General features: G+C 67.3%; 15 protein-coding genes. 11 read left to right on the forward strand and 4 right to left on the reverse strand.

The annotated features are described in order from the left end of the window. Positions 1-97: 97 nt before the first annotated feature. On the reverse strand, positions 98-817 hold the full coding sequence (locus tag ABIB14_RS00005) for a DUF4166 domain-containing protein (protein WP_354233175.1): 720 nt from the start codon (positions 815-817) through the stop codon (positions 98-100). A 172-nt stretch (positions 818-989) separates the two neighbouring features. Between ABIB14_RS00005 and mtrA the strand changes: the two genes are divergently transcribed. The 7 genes from mtrA to secA all read left to right on the forward strand — a co-directional run bounded on the left by mtrA (position 990) and on the right by secA (position 11,383). Next, entirely contained in the window at positions 990-1,664 is a 675-nt protein-coding gene (gene mtrA / locus ABIB14_RS00010; RefSeq protein ID WP_354233177.1) for an MtrAB system response regulator MtrA, read from the forward strand. Further along, on the forward strand, positions 1,636-3,552 hold the full coding sequence (mtrB, locus tag ABIB14_RS00015; RefSeq protein WP_502909567.1) for an MtrAB system histidine kinase MtrB: 1,917 nt from the start codon (positions 1,636-1,638) through the stop codon (positions 3,550-3,552). The genes mtrA and mtrB overlap by 29 nt, the downstream gene beginning before the upstream one ends. Continuing rightward, entirely contained in the window at positions 3,549-5,267 is a 1,719-nt protein-coding gene (locus ABIB14_RS00020; protein WP_354233179.1) for an LpqB family beta-propeller domain-containing protein, read from the forward strand. The genes mtrB and ABIB14_RS00020 overlap by 4 nt, the downstream gene beginning before the upstream one ends. Before the next feature lie 94 nt (positions 5,268-5,361). Then, complete coding sequence (locus ABIB14_RS00025; protein WP_354233181.1) at positions 5,362-6,408, forward strand: ComF family protein; 1,047 nt, start codon at positions 5,362-5,364, stop codon at positions 6,406-6,408. Positions 6,409-6,551: 143 nt separating this feature from the next. Further along, the gene (gene hpf, locus ABIB14_RS00030) at positions 6,552-7,271 is read left to right on the forward strand and encodes a ribosome hibernation-promoting factor, HPF/YfiA family (RefSeq protein ID WP_354233183.1); all 720 of its coding nucleotides are present in this window, start codon (positions 6,552-6,554) and stop codon (positions 7,269-7,271) included. 29 nt (positions 7,272-7,300) lie between these two features. Further along, a complete protein-coding gene (locus ABIB14_RS00035) occupies positions 7,301-8,557 on the forward strand; it encodes a winged helix-turn-helix domain-containing protein (RefSeq protein WP_354233185.1) in 1,257 nt (418 codons plus the stop codon). 84 nt (positions 8,558-8,641) lie between these two features. Continuing rightward, positions 8,642-11,383, forward strand: coding sequence for a preprotein translocase subunit SecA (gene secA, locus ABIB14_RS00040; protein ID WP_354233187.1), 2,742 nt, complete (start codon positions 8,642-8,644; stop codon positions 11,381-11,383). A 146-nt stretch (positions 11,384-11,529) separates the two neighbouring features. On the opposite strand, the gene ABIB14_RS00045 is transcribed toward secA, so the two are convergent. Both ABIB14_RS00045 and ABIB14_RS00050 read right to left on the reverse strand, forming a co-directional pair. Next, positions 11,530-12,003, reverse strand: a complete 474-nt coding sequence (locus ABIB14_RS00045; RefSeq protein WP_354233189.1) for an Rv3235 family protein — start codon at positions 12,001-12,003, stop codon at positions 11,530-11,532. Between the two features lie 53 nt (positions 12,004-12,056). After that, positions 12,057-12,896 (reverse strand): LysM peptidoglycan-binding domain-containing protein, encoded by an 840-nt coding sequence (locus ABIB14_RS00050; protein ID WP_354233190.1) that lies wholly within the window; start codon positions 12,894-12,896, stop codon positions 12,057-12,059. A gap of 100 nt (positions 12,897-12,996) precedes the next feature. Between ABIB14_RS00050 and ABIB14_RS00055 the strand changes: the two genes are divergently transcribed. Next, positions 12,997-13,605 (forward strand): hypothetical protein, encoded by a 609-nt coding sequence (locus ABIB14_RS00055; RefSeq protein ID WP_354233191.1) that lies wholly within the window; start codon positions 12,997-12,999, stop codon positions 13,603-13,605. Positions 13,606-13,609: 4 nt separating this feature from the next. Here the strand turns inward: ABIB14_RS00055 and ABIB14_RS00060 are convergent, their stop codons facing one another. Further along, positions 13,610-13,825, reverse strand: a complete 216-nt coding sequence (locus tag ABIB14_RS00060) for a helix-turn-helix domain-containing protein (RefSeq protein WP_354233192.1) — start codon at positions 13,823-13,825, stop codon at positions 13,610-13,612. A 153-nt stretch (positions 13,826-13,978) separates the two neighbouring features. On the opposite strand from ABIB14_RS00060, the gene ABIB14_RS00065 reads away from it, so the two are divergent. From ABIB14_RS00065 to ABIB14_RS00075, 3 genes are read left to right on the forward strand one after another with little or no spacing between them, the layout of a single operon-like run. After that, positions 13,979-14,620, forward strand: a complete 642-nt coding sequence (locus ABIB14_RS00065; RefSeq protein WP_354233193.1) for a hypothetical protein — start codon at positions 13,979-13,981, stop codon at positions 14,618-14,620. Then, positions 14,620-15,978 (forward strand): CpaE/TadZ family protein, encoded by a 1,359-nt coding sequence (locus tag ABIB14_RS00070; RefSeq protein WP_354233194.1) that lies wholly within the window; start codon positions 14,620-14,622, stop codon positions 15,976-15,978. Before ABIB14_RS00065 ends, ABIB14_RS00070 begins: the two co-directional genes overlap by 1 nt. Before the next feature lie 58 nt (positions 15,979-16,036). Further along, positions 16,037-20,893, forward strand: coding sequence for an NAD-glutamate dehydrogenase (locus ABIB14_RS00075; RefSeq protein ID WP_354233195.1), 4,857 nt, complete (start codon positions 16,037-16,039; stop codon positions 20,891-20,893). Positions 20,894-20,905: the final 12 nt, after the last annotated feature.

The following is a 20,905-nucleotide window of genomic DNA, read 5'->3' on the forward strand; positions in this document are numbered from 1 at the left end:
GTGGTCAGTCAACCGTTCAGGACCCTCCGGGGTCACCCATCCGCTTCGCGCCATGCCGAGAGATTAACACAACTGTGCTAAGTAAACGGCATTGGGCCTAAGCGCGGCCTTCCCAGCGCTCGGGTTGGGCCCGGCCGGGAAGGTGGCCGGGCGCCAGGGTGCCGCCGGGGTAAGGCTCCAGCCGGTAATCGAAGTGCCCGGCGTAGACCAGCACCAGGCCAAGCTGCGGCTGGATCACCTTGACCTGGATCCGGTGCCGGCCCGGAGCGCCGTCGGCAGGCTCCCACCACTGCTCGGCATAGGCTTTGGCGTCTAGGGCTGCCGGCAACGGGAGCCGGAGCGGGCCAACGAACAGCCGGGAAGCTTCTGAGACGCCGCGCAGACGGCCTTCCGGGGTGACGCTGAGGTTCAGGTCGCTGACCAGCCGCCGGTAGCGGCCCACATAGTCCACCAGCCGCGGCGTGCCGGCGGAGGAGTCCAGGCTGGTGGTGTCCTGGAAGATCCTTGTGGTCTTCGGGAAGAAGATTTCCCGCCGGGCGGTCAGGCTCGAGCGCCCGAACGGGTCCAGGTGGGCGTGGTTCTCGATCCGGAACCTGATTGCCGTGCCGTACTCCGGGAAGAACGCCTCTTCGCCGGTCGCGAGCCTCAGCAGCGGCCGCAGCCAGCGCTGCTGGCAGCCGACGACGTCGAAGACGCCTTCACCCACGCCGTAGTGCCCGGAGCCCGGCGCCAGCGAGAAGTACTGCTGCAGTTCGGGCTGCAGGCGGGAAAAGCCGGGCCCGAGGCCTAGTCGATAGATGGGTTCATAGCCGGTCATGCATCCTCCTGGGGTTACAGCCGTCCTGCGGCCTTCCCCTGAATGTACGCGTCCGCAGGCGGCAGCCGTAGCGGATCGGTGTCAACCGCTCCGGGCCGTTCCCGGCACAGCCACGCCATGCCGGGAACGGCCCGAATACGACAAAGCCATTTCAATAGGGGAATATATAGCTATGAAGGCACGGATTTTGGTAGTGGACGACGACGAGGCGCTGGCCGAGATGATCGGCATTGTGCTGCGCAACGACGGCTTCGACCCCGTCTTTTGCGCAGATGGCGGGCAGGCCCTCGAGGTGTTCCGCTCCTCCAAGCCGGATCTGGTGCTGCTGGATCTGATGCTGCCGGGCATCGACGGCATCGAGGTCTGCCGCCTGATCCGTTCCGAGTCGGATGTTCCGATCGTCATGCTGACGGCAAAAGCGGACACCTCCGATGTGGTGCGCGGACTAGAATCAGGAGCCGACGACTACGTGCCCAAACCCTTCAAGCCCGCCGAACTCGTGGCCCGGGTCAGGGCGCGGCTGCGTCCCGGGGACCAGAAAGCACCGGAAACACTGCGCATCGCGGACGTCACGATCGACGTCGCCGGCCACGTCGTCAGCCGCGACAGTGAACGGATTTCGTTGACCCCGCTGGAGTTCGACCTGCTCGTCGCCCTGGCCCGGAAACCCTGGCAGGTCTTCACCCGGGAGCTGCTGCTGGAGCAGGTCTGGGGTTACCGGCACGCGGCGGACACCCGGCTGGTCAACGTCCACGTCCAGCGACTGCGCTCGAAGATCGAGCGTGATCCCGAAGCCCCTGAAGTTGTATTGACGGTCCGTGGTGTCGGCTATAAAGCAGGTTCCTGAGCCGTCGGAAGGCCACCCGGCACCCGCCCGGGAGAGCGACGCGCCGGCACCCGCCCCGCCCGGCGATGCGCCGTCGCCGCATCCTCAGACCGCGCTCTTCCGTGCCCGCATCTGGGCCCGCCGTGCCCGGATCGTCAATGCCCGGGTCGTGCGGCTGGTCCTCACCGGAGCGTCGCGCCTGCTGCCCGCGGCGCGGTACCTGTTGCGTGCCCTGCACCGCCGCTGGCGGCGGTCCCTGCAGTTCCGGACCGTGCTGACCACCCTGATGCTGGCGATCGGCTCCTTCACAGTGGTGGGCGCCTACCTCTCAAACCAGATCGCCGACAACCTCTTCCAGGAGCGGCTGACGCAGGCGGAGTCCGAGACCCGCTATAACGTCAAGCAGGTCCAGGACACTTTCGACGGCGCGCAGGTCACCGATCAATCCAGCGTCATCACCCTGGTCTACGACACGCTGAACGCCGTCGAAGGGCGCGGCTCGGTGATCCAGCGGCGCTATGTCTTCGAGGCAATGCCCGAACAGACCAAACCGCGCAACCGCTGGGTGGAATCACGTGCCTCGGACCAGCTCACGATCAGTGTGATCCCCACCGACCTGCGCAAGGCGGTGGAGGACTCCGGCAAGGACCAGTTCTGGGCCTCCACGCAATTCCCGGTGGGGACAGAAGACCGTCCCGGCATCGCCGTCGGCAACAAGGTGACGTTCAACGGCACGGTCTACGAGCTGTACCTGATCTACGACCTCAACACCGCACAGAAGACACTCGATGAGATCCAGAACGTGCTGCTGGCCGGTGCAGCCGTGCTGGCCCTGATGATCGGCGCCATCGCCTGGTACGTCACCCGCAACGTGGTCAGCCCGGTCAGCCACGCCGCCGTCGTCTCCGAAAAGCTCGCCGCCGGCCAACTGCAGGAGCGCATGGTGGTCAAGGGCGAGGACGAAGTGGCCAGGCTCGGCGCCTCCTTCAACCACATGGCCGCCAGCCTGCAGGAACAGATCACCCAGCTGGCCACCCTGTCCCAGATGCAGCAGCGCTTTGTCTCCGATGTATCGCATGAACTCCGGACGCCGCTCACCACGGTAAGGATGGCCGCAGAGGTGCTGTACGACGCCCGCGACGAGTTCGACCCCATCAACAAACGGTCCGCAGAGCTGCTCTACCACCAGGTGGAGCGCTTCCAGTCCCTGCTGGCGGACCTGCTGGAAATCTCCCGGTTCGACGCCGGCGTCGCCATGCTCGACGCCGAACCGACCGACATCGTCCAGCTCATCGGGCACGTGATGGAGGGCGTGGCGCCGGTGGCGGCTGAGTATGGCTCGGAGGTAACGCTCCACGCCCCGGCAGGCAGCATCGTTGCCGAGATGGACGACCGCCGGATCGACCGGATCCTGCGCAACCTGGTCCTGAACGCGCTGGAGCATGGCGAAGGGCGGCCGGTGAACATTTCCGTCGCCGCAAACGACACCGCTGTGGCAGTGGCGGTGCGGGACCACGGCATCGGCATGACCTCCGCGGAAGCCGCACGCGTGTTCGACCGTTTCTGGCGTGCCGACCCGGCCCGGGCCCGCACCACGGGCGGCAGCGGCTTGGGCCTGTCCATCGCGACCGAGGACACTAAGCTGCACAACGGCTGGCTGCAGGCCTGGGGCTCGAAGGGCAGCGGCTCCAACTTCCGTCTCACGTTGCCGCTGCGCCAGGGCGAAACTATCACCCTCTCCCCGCTGCAGTTGGAGCCTGCCGACGTCGGGCTGGACGTCGGGCCAGGCAAGCAGCTGATGCTGCTGGACCAGGCCGTCATGGTACCCCGCCCGGCGGCCGCCCGCTCCAACGGAACAGCTGGTTCCAACGGACGAGCCGGTTCCAACGGAACAGAGGAGCGACCATGAGCGGCGCCCGAAAGCTCACCAGCCTTGCCGCCGCCCTGCTGGCGCTGGTCCTCCTGCTCCTGACCTCCTGTGCGCAGATCCCGCGCTCGGGGCCGGTGGGCAAGAGCAACGATGAAAGTGCCGGGAAGCCGAACAACGCCCCGGTGTTCTTTCCGGTGGCTCCGCGCGCGGGAGCAGGTCCGGAATCGGTGATTGAGGATTTCTACCTCGCTGGCAGCGGCTATGAGGACGACTACGCGGTGGCGCGGCAGTACCTCACCCAGGCGTCCTCGGTGAAGTGGAAGCCGGACCAGCGGGTGCTGGTCTTCCGCTCCGCCCGCGTGGTGGCCACCGCCGTCGAAAACGTCTTCAATTACGAACTGGACCTGGCGTACTCGGTCGACGCCGACGGCATCGCCACGCAACTGCCGGAAGGCTCCAAGGAGAGCATCCCCGCGACGCTGACCAAGGTCGACGGCGAGTGGAGGATTGCGGATATCCCGGATGGCACGGCCATCCCCGAGGAGACGTTCAAGGTCATCTACGGCGCCTATCCCATCTACTTCTACGACCCCACGTTCAGCTACGCGGTACCTGACATGCGCTGGTTCATCAAGAAGAAGACCGTCAAGTCCATGACCAGCGCCCTGCTCGGCGGCCCCGCACCCTACCTGAAGGGCGCCGTCGTCAGCGCCTTCCCCTCCGGCATGAAGCTGGCCCGCGAGTCGGTTCCCGTCGTCTCCGGCGCCGCACAGGTGGACCTGTCGGCCAAGGACCTGGTGGACGCGTCCAACGAGGACCGGCTTCGGATGCAGACCCAGCTGGCGTTGACCTTCCGCAGCCAGCCCGACGTGATCAACGTGGAACTGCGGGCCAACCAGGACCTGGTGCGGGTCGAGGACAACGGATCGGTGCTCCCGCCGGTGCGGGACAAGGAAGTCCCGGCGCACCAGATTGCGGTCAGCAACAACGATCTGGTCCGCTATGAGAACAACAAGCTCGGCCCGCTGCCGGGCATCGCGTCAGTGAGCGCGCTGGCACCGCGCCTGCCGGCCGAATCCCCGGTGTCCCAGGCCGCGGCCTTCCTCAGTGCCGACCGCAGCACGCTGTACTCGATCGTCCCGGGCCAGCCAGCGCGTGCCCTCACCACAAGGACCGGCCTGTCCGGGCCGTCTTTCGGGCGCTACGACTGGGTTTGGGCCGCCGGTCCGGGCGGAAGCGGGTCTACCGAGGTCCTGGCCTACCGGCCGACCGGGGTCGCCGAGGGTGCCACCGTGCCCGCCGTAAGGTTGACCCCGTCGTGGCTCGCCGGGCGCCACGTCACGGAGTTCCGGATCTCGCGCGAAGGCACCAGGGCTCTGGTCATCTCGGAGCTGAACGGGAAGACCCGGGTCCAGGTCACGGGCATCATCCGCAACGGCGACGGCACCCCGCGGGATCTCACCGCCCCGGTCACCCTCCTGGCGGCTACTGATCCGGACCAGGGCGTCTGGGTCAACGACACCACCGTCGCCGTGATGAAGGGGTCCGCGAACGGGAACGTCACCCCCGAACTGCTGTCCCTGACGTCCTCGGCGCCGCAGCAGCTGGCGCCGTGGGCGGGGCTTACCCGGCTCAGCGCTGGCAACGGACCGGCCGAGATCTTCGGCCAGTCCAGCGACGGCATCTTCCAGCGCCTCGGGAACGGCTGGTCGCAGCAGGTCAAGGGCGCCATCGACCCGGCTTTCCCGGGCTGACCTGCGGGCCTGTTCACCCGGCTGCCGGGCACTGCTGTCCACATAGCGGCAGGCCAGGCTTCCGCGCCGCGGCCGGGGCGCCCAGTCTTGAACGATGAACCTGCGCCTGGACCGTGCCCCAAACCTCCGTGCCCCCAACCTCCGTGCCCCAAACCTCCGTGACCCAACGGAAGACCGGGTCCTTGACCCGGACCTGGCTCCACCGCTGCCGCCCGCCAAACACCGTGGGGACTACGGCGACTGGCTGGCGCGGGCCGCGGAGCGGACGGCAGCCGCTGCGGGAGAGGTGCTGGCACTGGCGGTGCCGGTGGAGTGCGTGGGTTGCGGTGCGGAGGATCGGACCCTGTGTGCCGCCTGTGCCCACAAGGTCCGGCTGCTGACCCGCCGGCCGTTCCGGGCCGAGGGGAGGGCCCCGGCCCTGGTGGACATGGACGGCTCCGTCCTGCTTCCGGTCGTGGCCGCCGGGGTCTACCGGGGCGAGCTTGCCCAAGCGCTGCTCTCCTTCAAGAGACACGGCCAGCGGCAATTGGCCGGGGAACTGGCCAAGGCGCTCGCCCGGGCCGTCGGCGCCGCCGCGGGTCCGGCGGAGGGGATCCTGCTGGTCCCCGTCCCCACCAGCGGGACCGCCTTTCGGCGCCGCGGCTTCAGCCCGGTCCACTTGCTGCTCGCACGTGCCCGGCGCAGCCCGGCCCTGACGGGAGCCGCCGTCGCCGACGTGCTCCGCAAAATACGGCCCGCGCCGATTGATGCCCCGGGCCGTTCCAGGACGGTGGCAGGCTGGCCGGTCCGTCCCCGGACGCCGGCAGGCTGGCCTGGCTGGCCGGGCTGGCCCGGCGGACAAAAGGGTCTGGGGCGCGCTGCCAGGGCACGGCGGGTGCGCGGCTCCATGCGCGTCAAGGGCGGAATTCGAACTCCGGCGCTGACCGGGAGGGCCTGCATCGTCGTGGACGATGTGCTCACCACAGGCGCCACACTGGCCGAAGCGGCGCGCGCGGTGAGTGCCGCGGGAGGGATGGTCCGCGGCGCAGTGGTGCTCGCGGCGACACGCCCGCCCGCCGAGCACGACTTTGCCGCGGCGATCCCCGGGCTGGCACGGAGCCTCGGCGAAATGGAAAAAAATAAACCAAAAAAGGATGAATAACAGGAGGCTATGAACTAACGTCGAAGATGGGTACCAAGAACAGATGTACCTGTCGATAGCGGCTCGGAAAGGGGCTCGACTGTCAGTCAGATCAGCCCCCGGACGCGTCGCTGTCGTGTCACCGAAGTCATTTGGAGGGCACCATGGAGTTCATGATCAGCGGTCGTAATTTGACGGTTTCGGACCGCTTCCGCGAATACGCCGACGAAAAGATCTCAAAGATCGCATCCCTGGGGGACAAGGTCCAGAGAGTGGACGCAAAGGTTTCCAAGGAGACGAAGGCCCGGCAGACTGCGGAGATGCTCACCGTTGAGTTGACCGTCCTGGGGCGCGGCCCCGTGATCCGCGCCGAAGCCAGCGCCGCCGACAAATTTGCCGCTTTTGATCTGGCCTACAACAAGCTTCTTGAGCGGCTGCGCCGTGCCAAGGACCGCAAGAAGGTCCATCACGGGCGGCACACGCCGAAGTCCGTCACCGAGGCGACGGCGGCCCTTGAACCCGCCAGCGCCAGCGAGCCGCTCTACGAAGAAGCGAGCCGTCAGCCGGAGCCCCGGCCGGCCGAGAAATCCGCCTACGAGGTGGAGAACGACATTCCGGCCGGCGATTCGCCGGTGTTGATCCGACGGAAGGTTTTTCCGGCGGCGTCCCTCACACTCGATGACGCCGTCGACAACATGGAACTCGTGGGCCATGACTTCTACCTGTTCGTTGACAAGGACACGAAGGCGCCGTCGGTGGTCTACCGCCGCGAAGGATGGACGTACGGTGTGATCAGCCTGGACCAGACCTGCGAACCGGGCGAGGCGGCGCTGGAAGAGAAGGTCATCGCCTATCGTTCCGAGGATGAACCCGCCCGCACCTGAGCCGGCGGCCATCCGAGGAAGGGAATGACATGCCCGCATCGCTGAGCCTCAATCAGGCGCGGCGGATCGCACTGTCAGCCCAGGGATTGGATAAGGTCCGGTCCACCGCACCCGTGAGCGCACGGGCGGTGGGCCGGACCTTTGCCCGTCTGCACCTGGTCCAGATCGATTCCGTCAACGTGCTGGCGCGGAGCCACTTCCTGCCCTTCTTCTCCAGGCTCGGCAACTATGACCGCTCCATCCTGCACCGCATGGCGGGGACGCACCCGCGCCGGATGATGGAGTACTGGGCGCACGAAGCGAGTTTCATCCGGCCGGACCACTTCCCGGACCTCGTACTTTGGCAAAAGCGCCAATGGGTCGGAGCCCGTGCCATGGATCCGGAGCTGCGCATCGAGGTGGCGCAGCGCGTGCTGGCAGCCCTGGCGGCGGGACATCCGCTAACCGCCGCCGAACTCACGGCCCGGCTGGGTCACGTCGAGGACCGGCCCAGGGACAATTGGGGCTGGAACTGGAACGCTGTCAAGCGGGTCTTGGAGCACCTCTTCGAGCAGGGTCTTGTCTCGGCAGCGTCCCGGACCGATTCCTTTGAACGCCGCTATACGCTGACGGCGAAGGTCCTCGCACCCAGGACACAGGGCGGCCCCACGGAGCTCTGGCAGGCGGAGCCCGACGACGGCCGGGGAGCGGACGCCGCGGCCGCGCTGGTCCGGCTGATCGACGCTGCGGCCCAGGCGCACGGAATCGGCACCCTGCGGTGCTTCGCGGATTATTTCCGGACCCCGCTGCGCGCCGCCGCCGTCGCGGTGGAGCAACTCGTCGACGCCGGGCGGCTGGAGCCGGTGACGGTGGCCGGCTGGAACCGGCCGCTGTACCGGCACGCCGACGCCGGCCTGCCGCGCGCCGCCCGCGGCCGCGCGCTGCTAAGCCCTTTCGATTCCCTGGTCTTCGAACGCCGCCGGCTGGAGGAGCTGTTCGGGTTCCACTACCGGATCGAGATCTACACACCCGAGGCCAAACGCCGCTACGGCTACTACGTCCTGCCCTTCCTGCTGCGCGACGGGATCGTGGCCCGCGTGGACCTTAAAGCGGACCGTGCGGCGGGCAGCCTGATCGCCCGGGCCAGCCACGCCGAGCCCGGCGCGCCGGCCGACACCGCCGTCGAACTCGCCGAAGAACTGCAGCTCATGGCAGAGTGGTTGGAGCTGGACCGGATCGTGGTAGCCCCCGTGGGGGGCCTGGCACCGGCGCTCGCGCGGGCCGTCGCCGGCCTCCATCCGCTCTGAGGGAACAGGCGCGTCCCGCCCTGCGTCTCTCCCGTAGACTAAAAACGCCGGAATTCGGCAGCTTGAGACTGGGAGCAATTTCACGTGGCATCACTTATCGAAAAACTTCTCCGCACGGGCGACAAGAAGACCCTGCGGCAACTGCGGAACTATGCCGATTCCATCAATGCCCTGGAAAGCTCCTTCACGACCTTCACCGATGCCGAATTGCGCGAAGAGACTGACCGGCTGCGTGCCCGCCATGGAGACGGGGAGAAGCTCGACGACCTGCTCCCCGAGGCCTTCGCGGCCGTACGCGAGGCCTCCTCGCGTACCCTCGGGATGCGCCACTTCGACGTCCAGCTGATGGGCGGCGCGGCCCTGCACCTAGGCAACATCGCCGAAATGAAGACCGGTGAAGGCAAGACCCTGGTGGCCACCGCTCCGGCCTACCTCAACGCCCTCGCCGGCAACGGCGTGCACGTCATCACCGTGAACGACTACCTCGCCGAGTACCAGTCGGACCTGATGGGCCGCGTCTACCGGTTCCTCGGACTGACCAGCGGCTGCATCCTCTCCAACCAGGACCCCGCGGTCCGCCGCGAGCAGTACGCCTCGGACATCACCTACGGCACCAACAACGAATTCGGCTTCGACTACCTGCGCGACAACATGGCATGGGACCAGTCCGAACTGGTCCAGCGCGGACACAACTTCGCCATCGTCGACGAAGTGGACTCCATCCTCATCGATGAAGCCCGTACCCCGCTGATCATTTCCGGCCCGGCGCAGGGCGACACCAACCGCTGGTACAGCGAATTCGCGAAGGTCGTTCTGCGGTTGCAGCCGGACACCGACTACGAGGTCGATGAGAAGAAGCGCACCGTCGGCGTCCTCGAGGCCGGCATCGAAAAGGTCGAGGACTACCTGGGCATCCACAATCTCTACGAATCCGCGAACACCCCGCTGATCGGCTTCCTCAATAACGCCATCAAGGCGAAAGAACTGTTCAAACGGGACAAGGACTACGTCATCCTCGACGGCGAAGTGCTGATCGTCGACGAGCACACCGGCCGTATCCTCGCCGGCCGGCGCTACAACGAGGGCATGCACCAGGCCATCGAAGCCAAAGAAGGCGTCGAGATCAAGGCCGAGAACCAGACCCTGGCCACGGTCACGCTGCAGAACTACTTCCGCATGTACGACAAGCTGGCGGGCATGACCGGCACCGCTGAAACCGAAGCCGCCGAGTTCATGAGCACCTACAAGCTTGGGGTCGTTGCGATCCCCACTAACCGGGATATGCAGCGTGCCGACCAGTCGGACCTCGTTTACAAGAACGAGGAGGTCAAGTTCGACGCCGTCGTCAAGGACATCGCCGAGCGGCACGAAAAGGGCCAGCCCGTCCTGGTCGGCACCACCAGCGTCGAAAAGAGCGAATACCTGTCGAGGCTGCTGGCTAAGGACGGCGTCCGGCACGAGGTGCTGAACGCCAAGAACCACGCCCGTGAAGCGTCCATTGTGGCGCAGGCCGGCCGGAAGGCAGCCGTGACGGTGGCAACCAACATGGCCGGCCGCGGCACTGACATCATGCTGGGCGGCAATGCGGAATTCACCGCCGTCGCCGAACTCGCCCAACGCGGCCTGGACCCGGAGGAGAACTCCGAGGAATACGAGGCCGCCTGGCCGGCCGCTTTCGAAGCGGCCAAGCAGTCGGTCAAGGACGAGCATGAGGAAGTCCTGAACCTTGGCGGACTCTACGTGCTCGGCACCGAGCGGCACGAGTCCCGCCGCATCGACAACCAGCTGCGCGGCCGGTCCGGGCGCCAGGGCGACCCGGGCGAGTCCCGCTTCTACCTGTCGCTGACCGATGACCTGATGCGCCTGTTTAACTCCGGCGCGGCAGAGCGGCTCATGAACAGCTCGGTCCCGGACGACGTGGCGCTGGAATCGAAGCTCGTCTCCCGAGCCATCGCCTCCGCCCAGGGCCAGGTGGAGGGCCGCAACGCCGAACAGCGCAAGAACGTCCTCAAGTACGACGACGTCCTGAACCGCCAGCGTGAGGCCATCTACGGCGACCGCCGCCGCATTCTCGAAGGAGACGACCTGCACGAAAAGGTCCAGTATTTCCTCGAGGACACGATCACCGCGTTCATCGATGAGGCGACGGACGAGGGGACCGGCGACGACTGGGACTTCAACCTGCTCTGGTCCAACCTGAAGACCCTGTACCCGGTGAGCTTCTCGCCGCGCGACGTGATCGACGAAGCGGGCGGCAAATCCCGGATCACCGTCGAGTTCCTCAAGGAAGAAATCCTTTCGGATGCCCGGCTGGTCTACCAGGCCCGCGAGGAGCTGATCGGCTCCGAAAGCATGCGTGAGCTCGAACGCCGCGTGGTCCTCTCCGTGATCGGCCGCAAGTGGCAGGAACACCTGTACGAGATGGACTACCTGAAGGAAGGCATCGGCCTGCGCGCGATGGCCCAGCGCGATCCGCTGGTGGAGTACCAGCGCGAGGGATTCATCATGTTCCAGGCCATGATGGAGGCGATCCGCGAGGAGAGCGTCGGCTTCCTGTTCAATCTGGAAGTTGAGGTGACCCCGGCGCAGGACGTCGTGGTGGCCGACGCCGAGGGCCAGCACACGGAACACCAGGAGCCGCAGATCCATGCTGCCGGCCTGGAGGCGCCCGAGAAACCAGCCCAGCTGCAGTACACGGCTCCCGGCGAGGACGGGGCGGCCAAGACCCGGGTGGAGGAGGCCAGGTCTTCCGGGCGCTCCGGCAACCCGGCGAAAGCCGCGGCGCAGGAGCCGCCGCGCCGCGCCAGCAAGAAGAAGCGCCGCTAGGCCGCCCGCCCGAGGCACGAACGGGGCATGGACGGGGAAGGCAGGCAGGCACGGAGCAGGCAGGCAGGCACGGAGCAGGGCCGGAACAAAAGTTCCGGCCCTGCTCCGTTAACGCCACCCTCCTTTCCGGTTTTCGGCCTGGACTCTCAGCCGATCTCGAGCACGGTGACGCGCCAGACCAGCCTGCTGCGCTCCAGCCGCAGCGCGACGGCTCGGACGCGGAGTTCGTCCGATACCACGGCGCTGGCCTCGTAGACGTCCTCGGAAACCCGGCTGGCGCGGACCGACCGGACCGCCGGATTCCGGTGGAGCCGGCCCGCCGTCGGCGAGGTGCCGGAGGCGACGCGCCGTGTCAGCGCGGCCCGGTGCTGCAGTGCCGCCAGGCAGCGACCGTCAAGCCGGCGGGCGAGCTGCTGGGCGGGTCGGGTGCCGGCGAGGACTTCGATGGCCGCCTGCACGGTTGACCGGGAAATGGCACACACCTCGCGGTCCTGGTCCACGAGCCGCAGGCGGGGGACCGATCCGCCGGACGCGGACGGAAAGGGAACTGTGCGGCGATCGGCCGATGTGGGCGGCCGCGGGACAGCTGCTCCTGCGCGGATACTGGCAATGGGACTCATCGGGCTTCCTTTGCTCTCGTGGGTTTGCGAATTGTTATGTTGGAGTGTTGTGGCTACGGAACGACCGGCACCCTGAGGACCTGCCCGGGCAGCAGCAGTCCGGGATCGCCGCCAATGACGTCGCGGTTGGCTTGGTAGAGCCGCGGCCACGCCACAGCGATATCGACGTCGGACGCCAAAGGTCCCAGCTCCGCCGCACAGATGCTCCACAGCGAATCCCCCGCCCGGACAGTCACCTCGGCCGTGCCCGGCGGCTCCTGGGTCCGCAGCGGACGGGCTGCGAGGGTACGTGGATCCACCGGCGGCGGCGCCGGGGTCCAATGCGGATCCGGGCCAAGGCTCGGGGATCCGGGCGTGGGGTCCGGCATGGGGTAGGCGGGTTCCGGTGCAGGAACCGTCACCGGTGCAGGAACCGTTGACGAAAGGCTCCCGCCCAGGGCGCCGCCCGTGGGGACCCAGGCCGCGGCCACAGCTGGTGGGGGAGGCGTGCCCGGACCGGCCGGACCGGGCACCGCGTGGGCCAGTGGGGCCGTGGCGAGCTGAAGCCCGACGGCGGCCAGTGCCAGCCGGCGCATGAACGCCGGGCTGAACTTCCCCGCTGCGGCGGCGGCCCGGCGGCTGCCGCTGCGTTCGAGCAGCGCGGCGACGATGGCAATCAAAAAGGAAAGCGCCCACCAGACGACGACGATCAGTCCGGTGGTGTTGGCCGCCACGCCAATGTGGTCTTCAAAGGAGAGTGACTGGCGCCTCGCCGTCGAGGAATTCAGTCGCTGCGCGAGCTGGGCTCCCGACAGGGCCAGGAACGCGCCCAGCAGCAGAATGACGGCCGACATGGCCGCGTCCGCGCCCAGCCCGCGTCGCGTCCCGGTCCCGAAGGATTCCTTGAGTGCCACAACTGCCTCCTTTGGTGCTGTTTGATGTTATTTGATGTGTTTAGAAGAAGTTTCATCCCGTCGGGCTCGGTTTGTCTAGAGGAAGCGGCAAGAATGTGGATTGACCGTCACCCGGGGCCGCGCCTACGCTGGCGCCATGCGCTGGGACGCCCTGTTTGCAGACCTGGAGGCGCAACTTGCCGCCGGCGAGCGCCTGGACCTGGACGTCGAAATCGACGAGCGGGCGCGCATGGATGCCGCCGCGGTGGAGCTGGCAGACCGGCTGCGCGGTTCGGTGGGGCTCCGGGTCGGCGTCCATCTCGGTTCCGGGACGATATACGAAGGAACCCTGAGTCACGCCGGCAGCCAGTGGCTGGTCCTCGATGAGGAGCGGCACCAGGTGCTGATCCCTTACGCCTCCGCCGTTCGCTACGGGGGACTCTCCAGGTTGGCGGTGGGAGCAGGGCCGTCGGTGCGGCAGCGGCTCGGACTGGCCAGTGCCTTGCGCGGGTTGGCCCGGGACCGAGCCAGCCTCGCCGTGATGGTGTGGCGGGGAGCGGCGGAAGAAGCCGTGCTGCACGGTGTGATCGACAGGGTGGGCCGCGACTTTCTGGACCTGGCCGTCACCCGGCCGGGTGAGGAACGCCGACCGTCCAATGTCAGCGGGGTGGCCACCATCCCCTTCGGGGCTCTGGTCGCGTTAAGATCAGTCCGCGGCGCCGAAGGCTAGTGTTTTAGCGACCCTTGGCTTTGGCCTCATTGATCATGCGCCCTGCCTCAGCGTAGCGGTCCTGGATGTACTGCTCGAGCATGGTCTCCTCCACGCGCCACTGCCCCCGCCCGCCCACTTGGATGGCCTTGAGTTGGCCACTCCGGACCAGGGCGTAGGCGGCAGGCGAGTTGATCTGGAGCTGCTCGGCAACGTCCGCGAGGGTCAGGAATCGGGGCATGACACCATTTTGCCATTGCTGGCGACGTTTGGGCCGGTTATCCCCAGATTGATGTTGTTTGCTTCAGGTCCTTCCCGCGGCGCCGCCAATTCGTGAGAATAGGGGTGTCCGGCGCCCGCAGCCGGTGCCGCGACTACAGGGGGAGCAGGACGCATGACTGTGAGCACGGTGGCCGGCGGCGCCCGGTTGAAGAAACCTTCCTGGAAGGATCCGCGGCTGCTTGTGGGCGTCCTGCTCGTACTGGCTTCCGTCGTGGGCGTCGTCTCGCTCGTCGCCGCGGCGGACCAGACCACCGAGGCCTATGCGGCCAGCGGGCCGATCGCCGTCGGGGAAATGCTGACCACGGACAAGCTGCACCGGGTCAAAGTCCGGCTTGGCGACGTTGAGCAGCACTACCTGACGCCGGAGGCAGGCCTGGCGGCCGGACTGGTCGCCGTCCAACGCATCGGCAAGGACCAGCTCGTCCCGCGCGAAAGCCTCGGCCAGATGGACGCATTGGACCGCAAACCGGTGGCCGTCACGATCGAGGAGACCCTGCCGCCGCAGGCAGTGGCAGGGTCCCGGGTGGATATCTGGGTCGCGCAGCCGGACACCCGCAACGGCTTCAGTGAGCCCACCCTGCTGCTCAAGGGCGCCGAGATCGCGCAACTCACGCCGGGATCTACCGCACTGGGATCACAACGCTCTACCGTCGTGATGGTCCTCGTCCCGGACGGGCAGATGCCGAAACTACTGGGGGCGCAAGCCAACAAAGCGAAGATCTCCGTCGTCTGGAATCCGGGCGGAACGCCCTGATGGGAATCCCAGTGGTGACGGTGGGCAGTACCCGCGACGACCTGGTCGGCGGACTGGAACGACTGCATGGTCCGGTGTCCGTGGTCCGGCGCTGCGGTGAACTGGCCGAACTCCTGGCCGCGTGCCAGACCGGGCTTGCCCGGGCGGCCGTCGTCGCCGAGGGCAGTGCGGAGCTGACCGCCTCACTGGTGGACCGGCTGTCCGCCGTCGGTGTCGCCGTGGTGGCACTGACCGACAGCCCGGAGGAAGCCGCCAGACTGACGGGGATCGGCGTGACCGCTGAGGTCCCCGGGGTGGAGGCCGCAGCGCTCGCCGCCCTGATCGCCGGCGCCGTGGCCCAGCTCGGAGGGGCCGGGCAGGAGAAGGCCGGGAGTGCTTTTGCGGACCATTCCGCGGCGTTCCGGACACAAAACCGCACCCAGGACCCCGCCCGGGAGCTCTCCCCCGACGGCTCTCCCGACGCCGGGGAGTCGGCAGATGCCGGGGCCTTGGCGACGGGCTCCGGGCGGATCATCGCCATCTGGGGCCCGGCCGGCTCGCCCGGCCGGACCCTGGTGGCAGCCAATATCGCCGGTGAGCTGGCGGCAGAGGGCAAATCGGTCCTGCTGGTCGACGCCGACAGCTACGGCGCCAGCGTGGCCGCGGTGCTGGGACTGCTGGACGAGGCGGCCGGACTTGCGCAGGCCTGCCGGCTGGCTGACCAGGGCGTGCTGGACGGAGCGGCTTTACTCCGGATGGCCGCCCCGGTGGCCACCCGTGCCGGATCCTTCCGGGTCCTGACCGGCATCACCCGGGCCGACCGTTGGACCGAACTGCGCGCCGCGGCCCTCTCGCTGGTCTATCAGCGGGCCCGGGAAACCGCCGAGGTCACGGTGATCGACGCCGGGTTCTGCCTCGAGGCGGACGAGGAGCTCAGCTTCGACTCGATGGCGCCGCGCCGGAACGCCGCAACGCTCCGCAGCCTGGAACTTGCGGACACAGTGTATGCCGTCGGCTCCGCCGACCCGGTCGGGGTGCCGCGTCTGGTGCGAGGGCTGGCCGAGTTGAACGCCGCCGTCCCGCAGGCAACACCGCGGGTGGTCCTGAACAAGGTGAGGGCCGCCGCCGTCGGGCGTTCACCGGAACGCCAGTTGCGCGACGCCTGGGCGCGCTACGGGCCGGCCGTTCCCCTGGAAGCGTTCCTCCCGTCCGACCCGGCGGCGTGCGATGCCGCGCTTCTGGCCGGCTCGCTGCTGCTGGAATGCGCGCCCGACTCGGCCCTTCGCAGGGCCATCGCCAGTCTGGTTTGTGCACCTGCCCAGCGGAATCGAAGATCCTCTGTTCTTTCTTCCACAGCAAAGCGCCGGGCAAACGGCTAGGCTCGCCATGAGGGCCGCAACGGTGCGGCCAAGAACTTCTTGATGGAGGCGTTTGTCGATGTCGTCTGGGTCCAGCGTGGAGGATCAACCCGTTTCGGTCGGTGCCAGTGAAGGCTACTTCGGGGACTACTTCGAACACCTCGCCGAGGAGGATGCGCGCGCTTACGGCGGGGAAGTGCTGACCGCGAGGTCGCAGACGCATCTGCAGGTGGCAGATCACCGGCGGCCCGGCGTCGCAAAAATTCTGATCTCCGATGAGGCCGAGTCCAGCGTCGTGTACATCGTCACCGACGACATGCCGTTCCTGGTGGACTCCGTGAACGCCGAACTTGTCCGGCAGAAGTCCCCGATCCGCCTGGTGATGCACCCCCTCTTCGTTGTCACGCGCAACCGGGAGACCGGCCGGCTGGTCAAAGTCGCACGTGTGCCCTCGCACCTGGGGATTTCCAGCGGCGATACGGCGGCGATGCCTAAGCTGTCGCACCTGATTGCCGACGGCGACAATGCCTCCCACATGGAGTCGTGGATCGCTGTTGAAATCGACCGGGTCGACGACGCAAAACGCGAGCAGCTGATCGAAGGCATTTCCCGGGTGCTCGGCGACGTCCGCGCCGCGGTCGAGGACTGGCCGAAGATGCGCAACAAGGCGCACGAAATTTCCGCGGACCTCGACAGGGTGGCCCATGCCGCCCAGATCGCTGAACTCCGCCAGGCCCAGGAACTGCTCCGCTGGCTGGACGACGGGAACTTCACCTTCCTCGGCTACCGCGAATACGACCTGCGCGACGACTCCGGCGAGGATGTGCTGGAACTCCGGGAAGACAGCGGCCTCGGCCTGCTGCGCGGCAGCACCGACACCCGCCACCAGATTCAGCACCTGACCGAAACGGGACGAAAAAAGGCGCGCGAAAGGAGAGCCCTGGTGATCACCAAGGCCAACTCGCGCTCCACGGTGCACCGCTCGGCGTACCTGGACTACGTCGGCGTCAAAAGCTTCGACGCCGCGGGCAACGTCAACGGGGAACGGCGCTTCATCGGCCTGTTCGCGACAACCGCCTACGCCGGCTCGGTCCGGGACATTCCGGTGGTCCGCGAAAAGGTCGATGCCGTGCTGCGGGGGGCCGGCTTCCCGCCGGACTCGCACTCCGGCAAGGACCTGCTCGGCATCCTCGAGACGTACCCGCGCGATGAGCTCTTCCAGATCGAGATTCCCGACCTGGCCGCCATCGCCACCGGCATCCAGCGGCTGCAGGAACGCCGCCGGACCCGGCTGTTCCTCCGCCCGGATATTTACGGCCGCTTCATGTCCGCACTCGTCTACCTTCCCCGTGACCGGTACACGACCAACGTCAGGCTGCGAATCGAGGAGGAACTGCGGGAGACCTTCGACGCGGTCTCGATCGACTACGAGGCGCGGATGACCGAGTCCGCCCTCGCCAGGCTGTTTTTCCGGATCCGGCTGCCCAAGGACGCCGACGTCAGCCACGTCAACAGCGAAGAGCTGGAGAAGCGACTGGTCCGTGCCGCCAGGTCCTGGAGCGAAGGCATCACGGAGGTCCTGCGCGCCGGGGCCGACGGCGACGGCGAGAACGGCGCCAAGGAGCTCGCCGGCCTGTGGGCCGAAGCCTTCCCGGCCGGCTACCGGGTCGACTACGAGGTCGAGGATGCACTCGAGGACATCGCCCGCTTCGAGAAATACGGCGCCGCAGCCGAACACGCGGGCGGGGAGCGGCCCGGCGTGCACGTCTACCTGCCTGACGGCGCGGGGACGACGCTCGAAGAAGACGCCCGCGTCAAGCTGTACATGCTCGAGCCCAAGAGCCTGAGCCAGATCCTGCCGTACTTCCACAATCTCGGCCTCGAGGTCCTGGACGAACGTCCCTTCGAGATCGGGACAGCCGACCACCGCGATTTCTTCCTTTACGATCTCGGCCTTAAGTACCCGGCCGGGGTGGACCCGGAGCGCACCGGGACCCTGCTTGGTGAGTCCTTTGGTGCAGCCGTGTCCGGCGCCGTGGAATCGGACAGCTTCGACCGGCTCGTGCTGCGTGAAGGCATGCCGTGGCGCCAGGTGGTGGTGCTGCGCGCCTACGCCAAATACATGCGGCAGATGGGAAACACCAACTCCTTCGAGTTCATGGCAGACACACTGTTGGCCAACCCCGATGTGACCCGCAGTCTGACTGCGCTGTTCGCCGCCCGCTTTGACCCTGCGCTGGACGCCGCCGGACGCGAACAGCGCCAGGACGAGGTCGCCGCCGCCCTCGACGCGGCCATCGAACAGGTCGCCACGCTCGACGCCGACCGCGTCCTGCGCACCTTCAAGAACCTGATCCAGGCCACGCTGCGGACCAATTTTTACCAGAACAAGACGCACGTCAGCTTCAAACTGGACCCCTCCGGCATTGACGGCCTGCCGTTCCCGCGGCCGATGTTCGAGATCTGGGTTTACTCACCGCGGGTCGAGGGCGTTCACCTGCGCTTCGGCAAAGTCGCCCGCGGTGGACTGCGCTGGTCGGACCGCCGGGAGGACTTCCGCACCGAAATCCTCGGCCTGGTCAAGGCACAGACCGTCAAGAACGCCGTGATCGTTCCGACCGGCGCCAAGGGCGGCTTCTACGCAAAGCAGCTGCCGGATCCGGCCGTGGACCGCAGCGCCTGGATGGCCGAGGGGGTCGAAAGCTACAAGACCTTCATCCGTGGCCTGCTGGACATCACCGACAACCTCGTCACCACCGCGGAGGGCGAAACGCTGGTCCCGCCGGCCGACGTCGTCAGACACGACGGCGACGATTCCTACCTCGTCGTCGCCGCGGACAAGGGAACTGCCTCGTTCTCCGACATCGCCAACGGCCTCGCAGCCGAGTACGGTTTCTGGCTCGGCGACGCGTTCGCATCCGGCGGCTCCGTCGGCTACGACCACAAAGGGATGGGCATCACTGCCCGCGGCGCCTGGGAATCAGTCAAACGGCACTTCAGCGAGCTGGACCTGGACACGCAGGCCGAGCCGTTCACCGTCGTCGGCGTCGGCGATATGTCGGGCGATGTCTTCGGCAACGGCATGCTGCTCTCACGGCACATCCGGCTGCTCGCGGCCTTCGACCACCGGCATATCTTCCTGGATCCGACCCCGGACGAGGCAGCCGCCTTCACGGAACGGCAGCGGCTCTTCGAACTGCCCCGCTCCTCCTGGGACGATTACGACAAGTCGCTGATCAGCGAAGGCGGCGGCGTCTACGGCCGGCAGGCCAAATCCATTCCGGTCTCCGCGCAGGTCCGGGCGGCGCTCGGGCTGCCGGAAGGCACCACCCGGCTCAGCCCGCCGGAACTGCTCCGCGCGATCCTCCTCGCCCCGGCCGACCTGCTCTACAACGGCGGGATCGGCACCTACGTCAAGGCGAGCACCGAAACCAACGCCGAGGTCGGCGACAAAGCCAACGACGCGATCCGCGTCGACGGCCGCGAACTACGCGTGAAGGTGGTCGGCGAGGGCGGCAACCTGGGCATGACCCAGCGCGGACGCATCGAGGCGGCACTGCAGGGCGTCATCCTCAACACGGACGCCATTGATAACTCTGCGGGCGTGGACTGCTCCGACCACGAGGTCAACATCAAGATCTTCGTGGACCGCATGGTGGCCGCCGGCAAACTGGCCCCCGCGGAGCGCGCGGAGTTCCTCGCATCGATGACGGAGGAAGTAGGCCGGCTGGTGCTCGAGGACAACACCGACCAGAACATCCTGCTGCTCAACGACCGGATGCGCGTTGCCGAATGGAGCCCCAGCTACGAGCGCCTGATGGACTGGCTGGAGAAATCCGCCGACCTCAAGCGAGAACTGGAGGCGCTCCCCACTACTGAGACGCTGCGCGAACGCCTTGAACAGGGCCAGGGGCTGACCTCGCCGGAACTCGCCGTGCTGGCCGCCTACGCCAAGATCGAACTCGCCGCCGCACTCCGGGACAGCGACCTCACGGAGGACCCGTGGTTCCGTGAGACGCTCCGTGCCTACTTCCCGAAGCAGCTAAGGGAACGCTTCGACGCCGATCTGGACACCCACCCGCTGCGCCGCGAAATTATCGCGACCGTAGTCGCGAACGCCATGATCAACATGGGCGGCATCACTTTCGTGTTCCGCGCCATGGAGGAAACGTCCGCCACCGAAGCCGCGGTCGCCAAGGCCTTCGTCGCCCTCCGCGAGGTTTACGAGCTGGACGTCATGGTGGCCGAGCTCAACGAACTGCCGGCGTCGTTCCCGACCGAGCACTGGAGCACCGTCCATCTGGACATCCGGAGGCTGCTGGACCGCGCGGTCCGCTGGATCCTGAGCCAGGGCAGCGCTGCACGGCCGATCGTCGAGATCGTGGAAGAATTCAAGCCCTTGATGGATCCGATGCGGGCCAGGCTGCTGGACTACCTGCGCGGCGACGACCGCGAGCGGGTGTCGCAATGGCTCGAGAAGGCACGGAGCTGGGAGCTTCCCGAGGATCTGGCGCAACGCTGGGCCGAGCTGTTCGAAAGCTTCGTGCTGCTGGACATTGCCAAGATCGTGCACGTCAGCCCCGAGCCGGTGGAGAACATCGCGCACGTCTACTACACAGTCTTCAACCGCTTCCACGCCGATTCGCTGCTTGAGCGCATCACCAAGCTGCCGCGCAAGGACCGCTGGCAGGCCTTGGCCCGTGCGGCTCTCCGCGACGATCTGTACTCGACCGTCTCGGACATGACGACCGCGGTTCTGGAGGCGACGCCGCCGGAAATGGCGTCTGACGAAAGACTGGCGGCCTGGGAGAGCCAGAATGTCGACCAGCTGGGCCGGGCGAAGTCAATGTTCGACGAGGTGAACGCGCTCGAGGCCGATGACATGGCCTCACTGTCGGTAGCATTGAGGCTCTTGAGGTCAATCGTTCGACGCTAGGGGACTGCCGTC

Origin of the sequence: Arthrobacter sp. UYEF3 (assembly GCF_040546245.1) — a bacterium.
In the GTDB taxonomy this organism is placed as follows: Bacteria; Actinomycetota; Actinomycetes; order Actinomycetales; family Micrococcaceae; genus Arthrobacter.

Coding starts and splice junctions, on each gene's coding strand:
- hpf (WP_354233183.1), top strand. CDS start 6,552: ATGGAGTTCATGATCAGCGGTCGTAATTTGACGGTTTCGGACCGCTTC.
- ABIB14_RS00025 (WP_354233181.1), top strand. CDS start 5,362: ATGAACCTGCGCCTGGACCGTGCCCCAAACCTCCGTGCCCCCAACCTC.
- ABIB14_RS00065 (WP_354233193.1), top strand. CDS start 13,979: ATGACTGTGAGCACGGTGGCCGGCGGCGCCCGGTTGAAGAAACCTTCC.
- ABIB14_RS00060 (WP_354233192.1), bottom strand. CDS start 13,825: ATGCCCCGATTCCTGACCCTCGCGGACGTTGCCGAGCAGCTCCAGATC.
- ABIB14_RS00005 (WP_354233175.1), bottom strand. CDS start 817: ATGACCGGCTATGAACCCATCTATCGACTAGGCCTCGGGCCCGGCTTT.
- ABIB14_RS00045 (WP_354233189.1), bottom strand. CDS start 12,003: ATGAGTCCCATTGCCAGTATCCGCGCAGGAGCAGCTGTCCCGCGGCCG.
- ABIB14_RS00075 (WP_354233195.1), top strand. CDS start 16,037: ATGTCGTCTGGGTCCAGCGTGGAGGATCAACCCGTTTCGGTCGGTGCC.
- mtrA (WP_354233177.1), top strand. CDS start 990: ATGAAGGCACGGATTTTGGTAGTGGACGACGACGAGGCGCTGGCCGAG.
- ABIB14_RS00070 (WP_354233194.1), top strand. CDS start 14,620: ATGGGAATCCCAGTGGTGACGGTGGGCAGTACCCGCGACGACCTGGTC.
- ABIB14_RS00035 (WP_354233185.1), top strand. CDS start 7,301: ATGCCCGCATCGCTGAGCCTCAATCAGGCGCGGCGGATCGCACTGTCA.
- ABIB14_RS00020 (WP_354233179.1), top strand. CDS start 3,549: ATGAGCGGCGCCCGAAAGCTCACCAGCCTTGCCGCCGCCCTGCTGGCG.